Origin of the sequence: Brucella pituitosa (assembly GCF_965577835.1) — a bacterium.
Lineage (GTDB): Bacteria > Pseudomonadota > Alphaproteobacteria > Rhizobiales > Rhizobiaceae > Brucella > Brucella pituitosa.
This window is the reverse complement of the sequence record NZ_OZ264092.1, coordinates 582,503-598,962: the sequence shown is the minus strand read 5'-3', so window position 1 is coordinate 598,962 and position 16,460 is coordinate 582,503. Positions and strand designations below refer to the sequence as shown.

Sequence of the window (16,460 nt, the reverse complement as noted above, 5' to 3'; positions counted from 1 at the left end):
GGGATGAGTGACTGGCTTTGGACATCTGCCGATATGGTGGAGGCCATGGAAGGCCGGCCTTTCGGTACGTTGCCTGCGGGTATCACCGGGATTTCCATCGATAGCCGCACGCTGAAGGACGGCGAAGCTTTCTTCGCAATCAAAGGCGATCTGTTTGATGGTCATGATTTTGCAACTGCTGCTATGGCCGCGGGTGCAGGTCTTCTGGTCGTCAATGAATCGCGCCTTCCGGCACTCGGTAATCTTAAAGTTCCGATGATTGTGGTTGAGGATGTGCTTGAAGCACTGACCAAGCTCGGTATTGCTTCGCGCGAACGCTCCACCGCGCAGATCATTGCCGTCACAGGTTCCGTCGGTAAAACGACAACAAAAGAAGCGCTGCGTCATGTGCTTGCCGATTCAGGCAAGGTCCATGCGTCGGTTGCTTCGTTCAACAATCATTGGGGCGTGCCACTGACGCTTGCCCGTATGCCTGCGGATACTGATTACGGCGTATTCGAAATCGGCATGAACCATCACGGCGAAATTCGCCCACTGGTTAAGATGGTCCGCCCGCATGTGGCGCTGGTCACGTTGATCGCGCCTGCGCATCTTGGTCATTTTGCTAATCTCGAAGAAATCGCAGTCGCGAAAGCTGAGATTTTTGAAGGTGTTGTACCGGGCGGCTATGCGCTAATCAATCGGGACGACAAGCGTTTCAAACAGCTTGAAGAGCTGGCTGAAAAAGCAGGCGTTGAACACGTCGTGACCTTTGGCGAGAACGCCCGTTCCGATTATCGCCTGCGCGAATTAAAGATGCACCCGACCTGCTCATGCATGACAGTCAAGATCGGCAACGAAGAGGCCGTCGTAAAGGTTGGTATGCCCGGACGCCATATCGTGCAGAACATGCTTGCCGTTCTCGGAGCTGCACATCTCGTTGGTGCGGACATGGCAAAAGTTGCTATCGCCATGGCGACGCTTTCAGCTGAAGGCGGTCGTGGTGCGCGTCACGTGCTGGAACATCCTGATGGCGGTTCCTTCACGCTGATCGACGAAAGCTACAACGCAAACCCGACTTCGATGCGCGCATCGCTTTCGCTTCTTCAGGCCACCCCGCCGGAAGGACCGCGCGGTCGCCGCATCGCCGTTCTGGGTGATATGCTGGAGCTTGGGCGCCAGTCCGGAAAGCTCCATGCCGACCTCGCGCGCCCCATCGTCGATGCAGAAGTGAATGTGCTTTATATCGGCGGACGTGAAATGTCGGTGCTCAAAAATGCCTTGCCGGTTGAAATTCACGTCGAATACAGGCAGAGCACCGATGAATTGTTGCCGCTGGTGACGAAGGCTGTGCGCCCCGGCGATGTTGTTATGGTGAAGTCATCCAAGGGGATTGGCTTCTCCAGGATCGTCAAGGCGCTTACCAATCAGTTTCCACCAGTAGTGCCTGCCGAGTAGCAGTTTTTGAGGGATTTTTCTCCGCATGTTGATGCTTCTTTCAATCTTCGCCGAGCATGTGACACCGTTTAACGTGTTCCGCTACATCACGTTCCGCACTGGCGGTGCGATGATCACCTCGGCGTTGATCGTGTTCCTGTTTGGTCCCGCGATCATCAATTCGTTGCGCGCGCGGCAAGGAAAAGGTCAGCCGATCCGTGCTGATGGCCCTCAGACCCATTTCAAGAAAGCCGGGACGCCGACAATGGGCGGCCTGATGATCATGACCGGCATTCTCGTGTCATGTTTCTTCTGGGCCAATCTCTCCAGCGTGTATGTCTGGGTTGTGTTAATGGTCACCGTCGGCTTCGGCGCTATTGGCTTCTATGACGACTATCTCAAGGTCACGAAGCAGTCGGACAAAGGCTTTTCCGGCAAGTCGCGGCTGGCAATTGAATTCCTGATTGCGGCGGTTGCAGCCTTCATCATCATGCGCGCGGGTCAGGAGCCGTTTTCTTCTTCGCTGACATTCCCGTTTGTAAAGCAGTTCGTTCTCAATCTCGGCTGGTTCTTCATTCCACTTGCGGCCTTCGTCATGGTTGGCGCCGGCAATGCGGTTAACCTCACCGATGGTCTTGATGGTCTCGCCATCGTGCCGGTGATGGTTGCTGCGGCTTCCTTCGGTTTCATCGCTTATCTTTCGGGTAATGCGATTTTCGCTGACTACCTGCAGATCCATTTCGTGCCTGGAACGGGTGAGCTCGCCGTGGTGCTTGGTGCAGTCATTGGTGCAGGTCTTGGCTTCCTCTGGTTCAATGCGCCTCCTGCGGCTATCTTCATGGGTGACACTGGCTCGCTCGCCTTGGGCGGCATGCTTGGCACAGTGGCTGTTGCGACCAAACACGAAATCGTTCTTGCGATCATTGGCGGTCTGTTTGTCGTTGAGGCGCTTTCGGTCATCATTCAGGTTGGCTCGTTCAAGCTCACCGGCAAGCGCGTGTTCCTGATGGCACCAATTCATCATCATTTTGAAAAGAAGGGCTGGACGGAGAGTCAGGTTGTGATCCGTTTCTGGATCGTGGCAATTATTCTCGCCATGATCGGCCTTTCCACACTGAAGCTGAGATAAGGCAGACGAATGATCCCGATCACCGCCCTTAAAGATAAGACTGTAGCCCTCTTCGGACTGGGCGGGTCGGGTATCGCAACGGCCAAGGCAATTGTGGCCGGTGGTGCAAAGATCATTGCCTGGGATGATAATCCCGACAGTGTGGCCCGCGCGCAGAGCGCAGGCATTGCAACAGGTGATCTGAGGCAGGCGGACTGGTCGCAGTTCGCCGCCTTTGTGCTTTCGCCCGGTGTGCCGCTGACGCATCCCAAGCCACACTGGACTGTTGATCTCGCTCATGCTGCCGGTGTCGAGATTATCGGCGATGTCGAACTCTTCGTGCGTGAACGCAATCACATCGCACCGGATTGTCCGTTTATCGCGATCACCGGCACCAACGGCAAATCCACCACGACCGCGCTGATTGCGCATATCATCAAGGCTTCAGGCCGCGACATGCAGCTCGGCGGCAATATTGGTACAGCGATCCTGACACTGGAAGCGCCTGCGCCGAACCGCTTCTATGTGGTTGAGTGCTCGTCCTACCAGATCGATCTCGCACCTTCGCTCAATCCGACCGCCGGTGTTTTGCTTAATCTGACGCCTGATCATCTTGATCGCCATGGCTCCATGGAAAACTACGCCGCAATCAAAGAACGGCTGGTTGCGAAAAGCGGCGTGGCAATTATTGGTGTGGATGACGACTATTGCGCCAGCATTGCAGACCGTCTTGAAAGCAGTGGTGTAAAAGTTGCCCGTATCTCCAAGGATAAGCGCCTTGGGAATGGTGCTTTTGCAGATGGGGCGAAGCTTTATTCGACAACGAACGACAAGATTGAAGAACTGGCCTCACTTAACGGCATCGGTTCGCTGCGTGGCGCGCATAATGCGCAGAACGCGTTGGCTGCAATCACCGCCTGTTTGTCAGTTGGTCTTGCAATCGAAGAAATTCGTGCGGGTCTGAAAAGCTTTCCGGGTCTTGCGCATCGCATGGAACAGGTGGGCAATCGCGGTAAGGTTCTGTTCGTCAATGATTCCAAGGCGACGAATGCTGAAGCAACAGCACCTGCGCTGTCATCCTTTGTGAACCACATCTACTGGATCGCCGGTGGCGTGCCCAAGGCTGGTGGTATCAGCGCTTTGTCGGAATTCTTCCCCCGCATCACCAAAGCCTATCTGATAGGTGAAGCTGCGGCGCAATTTGCTGCCACACTTGGCGATGCCGTGGCGTTCGAAATTTCCGACACTTTGGCTGCGGCTGTTGAGCATGCAGCACGGGATGCGGGCAATGATGCAGCAAGCGAGCCGGTTGTCCTGCTTTCGCCCGCTTGTGCAAGTTTCGACCAGTTTCAGAATTTTGAAAAACGCGGTGATGCATTCCGCAACGCCGTTCTTGCGCTCCCGGGTGTCGAGCCGATTAGAGGGGAAAGCTGATGGTAAGTCGTGTTGACCGCGGTCCTGTCGCCAATTGGTGGTGGACAATCGACCGTTACTTTCTGGCTGCATGTCTTGGCCTGATGGGACTTGGTGTGCTGTTGTCCTTTGCGGCAAGCCCTGCTGTTGCGCAGCGCATCGGTCTCGATAGCTTCCATTTCGTTGAGCGTCAGACCTTCTTCATGATACCGGCTGTGGCGGTGATGATTGGGGTATCGTTTCTGTCACCACGTCAGATCAGACGTTTTGCACTGATCCTGCTGGGAGCTTCGCTGTTTCTGATGCTAGCGGCTTTGTTTGTCGGCATCGAGATTAAAGGTGCACGTCGCTGGGTCAGTCTTGCGGGTGTTTCCATTCAGCCATCCGAGTTTATGAAGCCGGCCTTTGTGGTTATTTGCGCGTGGCTTTTCTCTGAGCGGGAACGTGGCGGCCACATGCCGGGCTATTTTCTGGCGATGATGTTGTTTTGTGTGACTGCGGGATTGTTGATGCTGCAACCTGACTTTGGTCAGACAATGCTCACCACAGGCACATGGGGCGCAATGTTCTTCCTCGCGGGACTGCCGATGTTCTGGATTTTGGTCCTCGGCGGCATCGCGGTTGTCGGTGCGTTTGGTGCTTACATGACGCTCGATCACGTTGCGGGCCGTGTGAATCGCTTCATGACCGGCGAGGGTGATACGTTCCAGGTGGATGCGGGCCGCGAAGCCATTTTGCGCGGCGGTTGGTTTGGTCAGGGACCGGGCGAAGGAACGGTCAAACGCATCATTCCAGACAGCCATACCGATTTTATCTTCTCGGTTGCTGCAGAAGAATACGGCATCATTCTCTGCATGATCATCATGGCGCTTTTTGCGTTCATCGTGATTCGCGGGCTTTCGATTGCGCTTCGTGAGCGTGACGCGTTCACGCGATTGGCTGTATCCGGCATTGTGATCCTCTTCGGCTTTCAGTCGATCATCAACATGGCGGTTAATCTCCATCTGATGCCTGCCAAGGGCATGACCCTGCCGTTTATCTCCTATGGCGGTTCTTCGCTCGTTGCGATTGCGATCACCATGGGCATCCTGCTGGCGCTGACACGTCGCCGTCCAGAAGCGCGCATGACGCATACGGTCAGTATGGGTGAGCGCATTCCGGCTTTGTGAGGGGAATATGGGAAAAGGCATAATCGTACTGGCCGCCGGGGGAACGGGCGGCCATCTCTTCCCAGCGGAAGCGCTGGCGCATGAATTGAAGACACGCGGTTGGGACGTGCATCTGGCAACGGATGCACGTGCGCAGCGTTTTGCTGGCGCATTTGCCGAAGACCATGTGCATGTGATCCGTTCGGCCACGATTTCAGGCCGTAACCCGATTGCACTTATCAAGACCTTCTGGTCACTGTGGCAGGGTAATCTCGATAGCCGCAGGCTGTTCCGCCGCTTGAAGCCGAAGCTCGTCGTTGGCTTTGGTGGTTATCCGACACTGCCGCCGCTTTATGCTGCGAGCAATATGGGTATCCCGACGATGGTACATGAGCAGAACGCTGTCATGGGCCGGGCCAATAAGGGGCTGGCTGGACGCGTGAAGGCGATTGCCGGTGGTTTCTTGCCTGAGACAAGCGGCGCCTATGCGGACAAGATTATTGCGACCGGTAATCCGGTTCGTCCGCCAGTGCTTGCTGCTGCCAACACATCTTATAAGTCAGCCAAAGAAGGTCAGCGTTTTCGCCTTCTGGTGTTTGGTGGCAGTCAGGGCGCGCAGTTTTTCTCAAATGCGATCCCCGAAGCGATTGGGCTTTTGCCTGACAATGAACGTGCAAGGCTGCTGATCACTCAGCAAGCCCGCAAAGAAGACGAAGCTGCTGTTCGCGCAGCCTATCAGAGTTTGCGTGTTCCGGCAGATGTTGCGCCGTTCTTCAACGACATGCCTGCGCGCATTGCAGACGCGCATTTCGTGATCTCCCGTTCAGGCGCGTCAACGGTTTCGGAAATCGCAGCAATTGGTCGTCCGGCGATGCTCGTGCCATTCCCGCACGCACTTGATCATGATCAGGCAGCGAATGCAGCAGCCCTCGCAGCAGCCGGTGGTGGGCAGGTTGTTCGCCAGTCCGAACTGACTGCACAGCGGCTGGCTGAGATCATAAGTTCTGCCATGAATGAGCCTGAAAGGCTTGAACAACAGGCAAAAGCTGCAAAAAGCGTTGGTAAGCCGGATGCCGCGCAGTTGCTTGCTGATCTCGCAGAGGCTATTGCAGCGGGTAAATCAGTTCAGGAATTGAAAAAAGGAAACCGGCCATGAAAATGCCGCTGAATATCGGGCTTGTCCATTTTATCGGGATAGGCGGCATCGGCATGAGCGGTATTGCGGAAGTGCTGCACAATCTGGGCTACAAGGTTCAGGGTTCGGATCAGTCGGACAGCGCCAATGTGCAGCGTCTGCGCGAGAAGGGCATTGAGGTCTTTGTCGGCCATAAGGCTGAGAACCTTGGCGATGCGGAAGTGATTGTTGTCTCGACCGCGATCAAGAAAACCAATCCGGAACTTGCAGCAGCCCGTGAAAAGCTTTTGCCGATCGTTCGCCGTGCTGAAATGCTGGCCGAACTGATGCGTTTCCGTCGTGCTGTCGCCATTGGCGGTACTCACGGCAAGACCACCACGACTTCGATGGTCGCTGCCTTGCTGGATGCCGGGCATCTTGATCCGACTGTCATCAATGGTGGTATCATCAATGCGTATGGCACCAATGCTCGCATGGGCGATGGCGACTGGATGGTCGTTGAAGCCGATGAAAGTGACGGCACGTTCCTGAAACTGCCGGCCGATATTGCGGTTGTGACCAATATCGATCCGGAACATCTGGATCATTATGGCAATTTTGACAATGTGCGTGCAGCTTTTGCGCAGTTCGTCGAGAATGTACCGTTCTATGGCTTTGGTGTGATGTGCCTCGATCATCCGGAAGTGCAGGCTCTGGTGAGCCGCATCGAGGATCGCCGTATTGTGACCTATGGTCAGAATCCGCAGGCCGATGTGCGTTTTGTCAATCATCGCATGGAAGGTGCAGTCAGCCTGTTTGACGTGCTGATCCGCTCGCGCAAGGGTGAGACGACTGAGATCAAAGACCTGCGTCTGCCGATGCCGGGTCTGCACAATGTTTCCAACGCAACGGCTGCTATTGCCGTGGCACATGAGCTGGGTATTTCAGCCGATGATATCCGTCGCGGTCTTGGTGCATTTGGCGGTGTGAAGCGCCGCTTTACGCATACGGGTTCGTGGAATGGCGTCGAGATATTCGATGATTATGGACACCACCCCGTCGAAATCCGCGCTGTACTGAAAGCTGCGCGCGAAGCAACCAAAGGGCGAGTTGTCGGTATCGTGCAGCCGCATCGCTATACGCGTCTGCACAGCCTGTTTGATGAGTTTGCAGCGTGCTTTAACGACGCCGATACCGTTATCGTGATGCCGGTTTATACCGCTGGCGAGGACCCGATTGAGGGCGTGAATTCGGAAACGCTGGTTTCACGTATCAAGACGGCTGGTCATCGCGATGCACGTTATGCAAACGGACCTGAAGCCTTGGCGCCGCTCGTCGCATCTGTGGCTGAGCCGGGCGATTTCGTAGTTTTCCTCGGTGCAGGCAACATTACGCAATGGGCTTATGCGCTTCCCAAAGAACTGGCTGAACAGGGTAAGAAGTAATGGAAAGCGGCGAGACGCTTCTCAAGAAGCTCGACGGCAAGCTGTCGGGCCTGCGTGGCAAGCTTATGCCAGATACTGGCATGGACAAGATCACCTGGTTCCGTGCCGGTGGTCCTGCACAGGTTTTGTTCCAGCCCGCGGATGAAGAAGACTTGTCGGAATTTCTGAAAGCTGTGCCAGAAGAGATTCCGCTTCTGGTTGTAGGTATCGGCTCCAATCTGCTGGTACGTGACGGCGGTATCCCGGGCTTTGTGGTGCGCTTGTCGGCGAGGGGCTTCGGCGAGGTTCAGCAAGTTTCTGAAACGCAGCTCAGGGCAGGTACGGCAACGCCAGACAAGCGTGTAGCCGCAGCTGCCCTTGAAGCGGGGCTTGGTGGCTTTCATTTCTACCACGGCATTCCCGGCGGCATTGGCGGCGCTTTGCGCATGAATGCGGGCGCTAATGGTGTTGAAACGCGTGAGCGTGTCGTGGAAGTCCGCGCGCTCGACCGTAAGGGCGAGCTGCATATCCTCTCCAATGCCGACATGGGTTATGCCTATCGGCATTCCTCAGCGTCGCCTGATTTGATTTTCACCTCAGCGCTGTTTGAGGGTATTCCGGGCGACCGGGAAGAAATCAAGAGGGCAATGGACGAGGTGCAAAACCACCGCGAGACGGTACAGCCGGTGCGGGAAAAGACGGGCGGTTCAACCTTCAAGAATCCTGAAGGCACATCTGCTTGGAAAGAAATCGACAAGGCTGGCTGTCGTGGCTTGCGTGTCGGTGGCGCACAGATGTCTGAGATGCACTGTAATTTCATGATCAATACCGGTAGCGCGACCGGATATGACCTTGAAACGCTTGGCGAGACAGTTCGCGCTAAAGTTTATGAGAATTCAGGTATTCGCCTTCATTGGGAGATCAAGCGGCTCGGCTTGTTCCGCGAAGGTGAGGAAGTGAAAGAATTCTTACAAAAAGTCTAATTTTAAGAAGCCCGGATTTCCCACTGAAATTCCGGGCTTTTTTGCGCTTGTTGAGGCATGCGTAAGTTGCTCCCCTTTTGATAGGGGCTTGCCACGGAATCAACTCTCTGATTCTTTATGGTTAACCGTACAGTGATTTGATTCGTCAGGGTTTTCCTGACTTGGGTGTCTGCGGCTTGTGTCGCCGGACTATCCTGATTCTATTTTTGATTCGAGCGCAGGGAATGCGCAGAGGGGATGACTAACGTGGCTGGACAGAAAGCTGGAAAGCATGTTGCCGTTTTGATGGGCGGTTTCTCTTCAGAGCGTCCCGTCAGTCTGTCCTCTGGCGCTGCCTGTGCGAAGACGCTTGAAGAATGCGGCTACCGCGTTACGCGTATCGATGTTGATCGCAATGTCGCCAGCGTTCTTGCAGAGCTGAAGCCTGATGTAGCGTTCAACGCGCTTCATGGTCCTTTTGGTGAAGATGGTACTATTCAGGGTATCCTCGAATATCTTCAGATCCCTTACACACATTCCGGTGTGCTGGCCTCTGCGCTCGCCATGGACAAGGATCGTGCCAAGACGGTTGCGTCTGCTGCGGGTGTGGCTGTTGCGCCTTCGCGTTTGATGAACCGTTTTGATATCAGTTCCGAGCATCCGATGCAGCCGCCTTATGTGGTCAAGCCTGTACGTGAAGGCTCGAGCTTCGGTGTTGTCATCGTTCAGGAAGATCAGTCGCATCCGCCACAAATCATCAGCTCTGCCGAATGGAATTATGGTGCCGATGTTCTGGTCGAAAAATACATCGCCGGACGTGAGTTGACCTGCGCTGTGATGGGTGATCGCGCCATGGACGTGTGCGAGATCATTCCAGTGGGGCATCAGTTCTACGATTTTGATTCAAAATATGTGCCTGGCGCATCAACTCACGCATGTCCGGCAAAAATTTTACCAAATATTTACCAAAAAATACAAACAATGGCCCTTACGGCGCATCGGGCAATCGGGTGTCGGGGCGTAAGCAGATCAGACTTCCGTTTCGATGATCGTTTTTCCGAAGAAGGCGAAGTTATTTGGCTGGAAATTAACACCCAGCCGGGAATGACTCCTACCTCGCTCGTACCTGATATCGCGAAGGCGGCAGGTATCTCTTTTGGTGAATTGTTGAGTTGGATGGTGGAGGACGCGTCTTGTTTGCGGTAAACGGCAGATCTCAGGAATACAGGCGTTCGGGCGCGATGCGGGATGCATCGGGTGCAGCCTTTGTTCTGCCGCGCCTCCTGCGGAAGCCTTTCCGCTTTGCTGTCCGTCTGTTTCAGGGCAATATCAACGTTCCCCGCTATGCTGGCACGATTGGCATGCTCGGCTTTCTCGGTGCAACCGGCATCTACGGTATGGTGCTCGGCGGTCATTCCGAGAATATGATCAAGGCGACCGCTTCGACATTTGGCTTTGCGATTGAAGACGTAAAGGTCGTTGGTAACAACGAGACCTCGGACATCGATATTCTCGGTCAGCTTGAGCTGGACGGTGAGACGTCACTGGTTGGCCTGAGTGCCGAACAGGCGCGTCAGGCTATCGCCAAGCTGCCTTGGGTTGAAAGCACTGAAGTGCGCAAGGTTTATCCGGGCACGCTGCTTGTTTCTCTCGAAGAGCGCAAGGCATTTGCCGTCTGGCAGAATGGCCAGGAGCTTTCGCTGATTGATTCTGCTGGCGATACAATCGTTCCATTTCGTGCGGGCCGTTACAACGCTCTCCCGCTTGTCGTGGGTGAGGGCGCTGAAAAGCGCGTTAAGGGCTTCGTAGACGAGGTTGCGGCCTATCCGGGGCTGGCTGGCAAGGTTCGCGCCTATATCCGCGTTGCCGACCGTCGCTGGGATATTCTGCTTGAAAATGGTGTCCGCATCATGCTGCCGGAAGATGAGCCGATGAAGGCTCTCGCCGAAGTCGAGCGTCTCGATAGCGAAAACCAACTTCTGTCGCGCGATATCGCATCTGTCGATCTTCGTCTGGATGATCGCGTTACGGTTCAATTGACTGCGAGCGGCATGGAGCAACGCCAGAAGTTCTTGGCGGAGCGTAAAAAAGAATTATCCCGCACGGGGAAGCGCGTATGAGTATTCTTGGCGGAAAAGGTTCATCACAGGTCGGAACTTCAGGGCGCAAGGTGCGCCTTCTAACGGTTCTGGATGTTGGTTCAAGCAAGGTTTCCTGTGTGATCGCACGCTTGCGTCCACATGAAAGTGGCGCACTGCTGCCAGGCCGCACACATCGCATGGAAGTGCTTGGCATCGGTCATCAGCGTTCGCGCGGTGTGAAGTCCGGCGTCATTATCGATCTGGATGCGGCTGAACAGTCCATTCGCCTCGCAGTTGATGCTGCCGAGCGCATGGCTGGTCTGACGGTTGATAGCCTTATCGTCAATATTTCAGCTGGCCGCCTCAAGAGCGAAACCTTCACCGCGAGCGTCAATCTTGGCGGTCATGAAGTCGAGCAAACTGATATTCGCCGCGTGCTGGCCGCTGGTGCGAAGCAGGCGCTTGCAGCGGAACGTCACCTCGTTCATTCACTGCCGGTTGGCTACACGCTTGATGGCGAACGCGGTATTCGTGATCCGCTCGGCATGCTGGGCGATAGCCTCGGCGTCGATATGCACGTGCTGACCGCAGATGCTGCGCCACTGCGCAATCTCGAGCTCTGCGTCAATCGTTGCCACCTTTCGGTTGAAGCAATCGTTGCTACCCCTTATGCGAGCGGCCTTGCAGCGCTCGTGGGTGATGAAGCTGAAATGGGTGCTGCCTGCATCGATATGGGCGGTGGTACGACCACGATTTCGGTTTTCTCCGAAGGCAAATTCATTCACGCTGATGCAGTTGCCATCGGCGGCAATCACGTCACGATGGACGTGGCACGCGGCTTCTCCACGCGTATGGAAGACGCCGAGCGCCTCAAGGTCATGTACGGCTCGGCGCTGCCAAGCGCTGCCGATGATCGCGACCTCATTTCGGTTCCGCCAATCGGTGACGATGAGCGTGATGTACCCAATCAATATCCGCGCTCAGTGCTGACGCGGATCATCCGTGCAAGAGTGGAAGAGACACTGGAACTGGTTCGCGACAGGCTGAACCAGTCAGGCCTCGGACATATTGTCGGCAAGCGTGTAGTCCTGACAGGTGGCGCAAGTCAGCTGCCGGGCATGCCTGAAGCTGCGCGGCGGATTCTTGCAAGAAATGTACGTATCGGGCGTCCGCTAGGGATAGCGGGATTGCCTGAGGCGGCTAAGGGTGCGGCTTTCTCCGCGACCGTTGGTCTTCTGATCTACCCTCAGGTGGCAGGCATTGAAGAACGGTCCGTGAAGGCAGCCTCCTCCGGTCTTATGACTGGTACGGGCGGGCGGATTCAACGTGTCAGCCAATGGCTGAGAGAGAGTTTTTGAGTACACATTGAGTGATTTGATTGCGTGATGTGGGCGTAACCATCAGCGTAATAACCAATTAGCACCGCGGCGGCGAAGCGGTGAGAGGCTTAAGAGGAACGAGAACCATGACCATTAATCTGCAAAAGCCGGACATCACCGAGCTGAAGCCTCGCATCACCGTATTCGGTGTCGGCGGTGGCGGCGGCAACGCGGTAAACAACATGATCAATGCCGGTCTGCGCGGCGTGGATTTTGTCGTTGCCAACACCGATGCACAGGCTCTGACAATGTCAAAGTCTGAACGCATGATCCAACTCGGCGCTGCCGTCACAGAAGGCCTCGGCGCGGGCTCTCAGCCAGAAGTTGGCCGCGCAGCCGCAGAAGAATGCATCGACGAAATCGTTGATCATCTTAACGGCACGCATATGTGCTTTGTAACGGCCGGCATGGGTGGCGGCACCGGTACTGGTGCTGCTCCTGTTGTGGCACGCGCTGCACGCGAACGCGGTATCCTCACCGTTGGCGTCGTTACCAAGCCTTTCCATTTCGAAGGTGCTCGCCGCATGAAGACGGCTGAGTACGGCATCGAAGAACTGCAGAAGAACGTCGATACCCTGATCGTCATTCCAAACCAGAACCTCTTCCGCATTGCCAACGACAAGACCACCTTCGCTGATGCCTTCGCAATGGCCGATCAGGTGCTTTATTCCGGTGTTGCCTGCATCACCGATCTGATGGTCAAGGAAGGCCTCATCAATCTCGACTTTGCTGACGTTCGCTCGGTCATGCGCGAAATGGGCAAGGCCATGATGGGCACTGGCGAAGCTTCGGGCGAAGGCCGCGCGATGGCTGCTGCTGAAGCTGCGATTGCTAACCCGCTGCTCGACGAAACTTCGATGCGCGGTGCAAAGGGTCTCCTGATCTCGATCACTGGTGGTCGTGATATGACCCTCTTTGAAGTCGATGAAGCTGCAACCCGTATCCGCGAAGAAGTTGATCCGGAAGCCAACATCATTCTCGGCGCGACCTTCGACGAAGGCCTTGAAGGCGTCATCCGTGTATCCGTTGTTGCAACCGGCATCGACAAGCAGATCGGAGATGCGGCCCCGGCGCCGCTGGAATTTCGCCAGCCAGTAAAGCCAGCCGCTCAGCAGGCAAAGCCAATGGCTCCGCATGGCGCTCTGCGTCTTCCGGTTACTGAACAGCCACGTCAGGCTGAGCCAGCTGCTCCGGTCGCTCAGTCGATCGAAAGCGAAATGCCAGCTGCGCCTGCAGCTTCTGCTGCTCCGGATTTCCGTCCGCAGAGCCGCATTTTCCAGGCTCCTGCTGCTGAGAGCTTTGAACGTGCACCTGTTGCCCGTCCTGCAGCCCCACAGCCGCAGATGATCAACAATCAGGCGACGGCTCATGCAATGCAGCCGCAGGCATACCAGCAGCCACAGCAGATGCATGCAGAACCGGCTCCACAGCCACGTCCTGCTCCGCGCATGCCGGCGGTGTCCGACTTTCCCCCAGTCGCTCAGGCAGAAATCAATGCACGTCGTGCAGCGCCTCAGCAACCTGTTCAGGAAGAACGCGGACCGATGAGCCTCCTCAAGCGCCTGACCCATGGTCTGTCGTCGCGCCGTGAAGAAGAACAGCCAGCAGCTCGTCTGGAGCCTGCTCAGCATCGTGAGCCTGCAATGCGCCAGCCAGAACAGCGCCGCCCAATGCAGCAGGACAGCTCGATCTATGCTCCACGCCGTGGCCAGCTTGACGATCAGGGCCGTCCGCAGCCACGCGCTGCCTCGGAAGAAGATCAGCTCGAAATCCCGGCATTCCTGCGCCGCCAGTCGAACTAATCATCTGATCCGACTTTGAAATAGAGAAAGCCGTGGGATTCTTCCCACGGCTTTTTTCGTGAGAACCTGTCTTGTTCGTAATTGCTGTATCACGTGCTTCAGCTCGTGGTTTTGAAGCATGTTGTTGCGGGAAAGCCGTCCTCTGCATTTCCATGATGGGCTTTAGTAGTCGTCGTTACATTTTGTAAGAAAGCGTGATTTTGAGCGGCTGCCGAGCATCACTATTTTCTGCGGGATGGCATGATAAGGTTCGCATATGGATGCGAGCCGTTTTTCGTGCGTTCGTCGCTATTTTCGCCATATCTATCTTATTATAGAAACACATGACGGAAGCTGGTGATTGCTTAGTACGGGCACTGCACGTTCGGTGGGGGCACCTCGGTAGAGGTTTCGCTCTTGCTTCATATGATAATTAGATTGGACTGGTTTTGAGCGCTTATCAAAAAACAATCGGTCGCGCGGTTACGCTATCAGGCGTTGGCGTCCATGGCGGAGCGCCTGCTTCGGTGACGTTTTTGCCGGCTGATGCGGATGCGGGAATCATTTTCCAGCGCTCGGACCTGGGGACTGCTTCGCGCGACATCCACGCCCATGTTTCGGAGATTGGCGCAACGGACCTGTCTACCGCACTGGGGCCGCAGGAAGCACGCATCAATACCGTTGAGCACCTGATGGCCGCAATCGCTGCGGTTGGGATCGACAATCTGATTATCGAAGTGAATGGGCCTGAAGTTCCAATTCTTGACGGCACGTCAGCACGTTTCATCGAGGCTTTTGACGAAGCCGGTATTGTGGTGCAGGAAGCAAAGCGCCGCTTTATTCGTATTCTGAAGACCGTGCGCGTGGAAGCCGGTGGTTCATGGGGTGAATTCCAGCCGTATTCTGGCACACGATTTGAGGTCGAGATTGACTTTGAATGTCCGCTGATCGGTCGACAGAAGTTTGCTGCCGACATGTCGGAAGAAACCTTTCGCAAGGAAATATCGACGGCACGTACCTTTGGTTTCATGAAGGATGTTGAGCGTCTCTGGGCGGCAGGTCTGGCACTTGGTTCCTCGCTCGACAATTCGCTTGTCATTGGCGACGATAACTCGGTGATCAATCCCGGCGGATTGCGTTTCAAGGATGAGTTCGTGCGTCACAAGACGCTGGATGCCGTGGGCGACATTTCGCTTGCCGGTCTGCCGTTTATTGGCTGCTTCCGTTCCTATCGCGGTGGTCACAGATTGAACGCTGAAACCGTGAAGGCACTTCTTGCCGACAAGTCAAATTACGATATCGTCGAAGCAAGCGGTGTGCGCCGGAATGCAGATAGCTCGGACTTTGTAGCTGCACGGCCAAATATATCGGCGCCCTGGGCGCTTTAAAGTTCGTGCAGAAGGCTCGGGCGTTTATGGCCATAATTGGGCCGTGATCGCCGGGTCTTCTGCGCTTTGAGTCGGCGTATTCGTTGTGACTGACAGCCAAACCTCTGTATCGGATGAGGAAAAGCCATTAGTTTGCATAGATATAGCTTCAATGTAGCTTTGGGCCGGGGTATTCACGCCTTATGCGCGCATTTTCGGACGATTGATCAGCTTGACGATTGCCGATTTCGCCAGCATGTGGTTTATGAACTGCCAAAACAGCCTCGGCTATGTTTACCTATGCGCTGATGCTGATGTATTGGGAAGAATGGGGAAAGCCGTGAACTGAAGGGTTCACGTTGCTCCAGACAGAAAAGACGTTGCCAGATGGCCGGAGACCGCATGACGAGTTCGAAATTCCCGGTGAAGACGAAAACCGCGCTGATAGCCAGCGCTCTTGCCGTTTTTGTTCCGCTTGCGGGATGTGCTAGCAAAAACGACGATATCGATCTTTCCAAGTATGTGGAGACGATCGATCCGGCGGACAAGCTTTACAACGAAGGTCTTGCTAACCTCGATGCAGGTCGCCTTGGCGAAGCCGCAAAGAAGTTTGCCGCTGTTGATCGTCAGCATCCATACACTGAATGGGCACGTAAGTCGCTCGTCATGGCTGCCTTCACGAATTACCGTCAGGGTAATTATGAAGAAGCAATCAGCATGGCCAAGCGTTACAACACGCTCTATCCGACTTCGCCTGAATCTGCTTACGCATACTACATCATCGGCTTGAGCTATTTCCGTCAGATTCCTGACGTGACCCGTGATCAGGCCGCAAGCCGCCGCGCCATTGCCGCGATGCAGGAAGTGGTCGATCGCTTCCCGGATTCGGAATATACCGACGACGCCAAGACCAAAATCCGCGTCGCTCGCGACCAACTCGCCGGCAAGGAAATGCAGGTCGGTCGTTATTATCTTGAGCGCAAGGAATATCTGGCTGCGATCAAGCGCTTCCGTGGTGTGGTCGAAGAATATTCCAACACCCGTCAGGTTGAAGAAGCACTCGCCCGTCTGGTGGAAGCCTATTATGCGCTTGGCCTGACGTCTGAAGCGCAGATGGCTGCATCGGTGCTTGGCAAGAACTTCCCGGACAGCCGCTGGTATAAGGATTCTTACAAGCTCTTGCAGAGCGGTGGTCTTGAGCCACGTGAGAATGGCGGTTCGTGGCTCGCCAAGGCCTCGGCACTCATCACGGGTGGCGGCGCCTAAG

At 55.4% G+C, this 16,460-nt stretch carries 13 protein-coding genes; all 13 read left to right on the top strand.

Going from position 1 to position 16,460, the window contains the following annotated elements; genetic code table 11:
* Positions 1-3: 3 nt before the first annotated feature.
* The 13 genes from ACSME1_RS02875 (at position 4) to ACSME1_RS02815 (ending at position 16,459) form a co-directional block, all read left to right on the top strand.
* Entirely contained in the window at positions 4-1,437 is a 1,434-nt protein-coding gene (locus ACSME1_RS02875) for a UDP-N-acetylmuramoylalanyl-D-glutamyl-2,6-diaminopimelate--D-alanyl-D-alanine ligase (protein WP_024899586.1), read from the top strand.
* 25 nt (positions 1,438-1,462) lie between these two features.
* Positions 1,463-2,545, top strand: a complete 1,083-nt coding sequence (gene mraY, locus ACSME1_RS02870; protein WP_024899587.1) for a phospho-N-acetylmuramoyl-pentapeptide-transferase — start codon at positions 1,463-1,465, stop codon at positions 2,543-2,545.
* A gap of 9 nt (positions 2,546-2,554) precedes the next feature.
* Complete coding sequence (murD, locus tag ACSME1_RS02865) at positions 2,555-3,958, top strand: UDP-N-acetylmuramoyl-L-alanine--D-glutamate ligase (protein ID WP_105705757.1); 1,404 nt, start codon at positions 2,555-2,557, stop codon at positions 3,956-3,958.
* A complete protein-coding gene (gene ftsW / locus ACSME1_RS02860; protein ID WP_100558773.1) occupies positions 3,958-5,106 on the top strand; it encodes a putative lipid II flippase FtsW in 1,149 nt (382 codons plus the stop codon). Before murD ends, ftsW begins: the two co-directional genes overlap by 1 nt.
* A gap of 7 nt (positions 5,107-5,113) precedes the next feature.
* A complete protein-coding gene (murG, locus tag ACSME1_RS02855; protein WP_024899590.1) occupies positions 5,114-6,241 on the top strand; it encodes an undecaprenyldiphospho-muramoylpentapeptide beta-N-acetylglucosaminyltransferase in 1,128 nt (375 codons plus the stop codon).
* The gene (gene murC, locus ACSME1_RS02850; protein ID WP_024899591.1) at positions 6,238-7,644 is read left to right on the top strand and encodes a UDP-N-acetylmuramate--L-alanine ligase; all 1,407 of its coding nucleotides are present in this window, start codon (positions 6,238-6,240) and stop codon (positions 7,642-7,644) included. Before murG ends, murC begins: the two co-directional genes overlap by 4 nt.
* Entirely contained in the window at positions 7,644-8,606 is a 963-nt protein-coding gene (gene murB, locus ACSME1_RS02845; RefSeq protein WP_024899592.1) for a UDP-N-acetylmuramate dehydrogenase, read from the top strand. The genes murC and murB overlap by 1 nt, the downstream gene beginning before the upstream one ends.
* 285 nt (positions 8,607-8,891) lie before the next feature.
* Positions 8,892-9,791 carry a D-alanine--D-alanine ligase gene (locus ACSME1_RS02840; protein ID WP_235822361.1) on the top strand — a complete coding sequence of 300 codons (900 nt, stop codon included), beginning with the start codon at positions 8,892-8,894 and terminating at the stop codon, positions 9,789-9,791.
* Positions 9,779-10,705: a cell division protein FtsQ/DivIB gene (locus tag ACSME1_RS02835; RefSeq protein ID WP_024899594.1), complete on the top strand. Its 927-nt coding sequence runs from the start codon at positions 9,779-9,781 to the stop codon at positions 10,703-10,705. The genes ACSME1_RS02840 and ACSME1_RS02835 overlap by 13 nt, the downstream gene beginning before the upstream one ends.
* Positions 10,702-12,024 (top strand): cell division protein FtsA, encoded by a 1,323-nt coding sequence (ftsA, locus tag ACSME1_RS02830; RefSeq protein WP_024899595.1) that lies wholly within the window; start codon positions 10,702-10,704, stop codon positions 12,022-12,024. The genes ACSME1_RS02835 and ftsA overlap by 4 nt, the downstream gene beginning before the upstream one ends.
* A gap of 107 nt (positions 12,025-12,131) precedes the next feature.
* Positions 12,132-13,847 carry a cell division protein FtsZ gene (ftsZ, locus tag ACSME1_RS02825; RefSeq protein ID WP_105705758.1) on the top strand — a complete coding sequence of 572 codons (1,716 nt, stop codon included), beginning with the start codon at positions 12,132-12,134 and terminating at the stop codon, positions 13,845-13,847.
* A 428-nt stretch (positions 13,848-14,275) separates the two neighbouring features.
* Positions 14,276-15,214: a UDP-3-O-acyl-N-acetylglucosamine deacetylase gene (lpxC, locus tag ACSME1_RS02820; RefSeq protein ID WP_024899597.1), complete on the top strand. Its 939-nt coding sequence runs from the start codon at positions 14,276-14,278 to the stop codon at positions 15,212-15,214.
* Between the two features lie 381 nt (positions 15,215-15,595).
* A complete protein-coding gene (locus tag ACSME1_RS02815; RefSeq protein ID WP_024899598.1) occupies positions 15,596-16,459 on the top strand; it encodes an outer membrane protein assembly factor BamD in 864 nt (287 codons plus the stop codon).
* Position 16,460 lies beyond the last annotated feature (1 nt).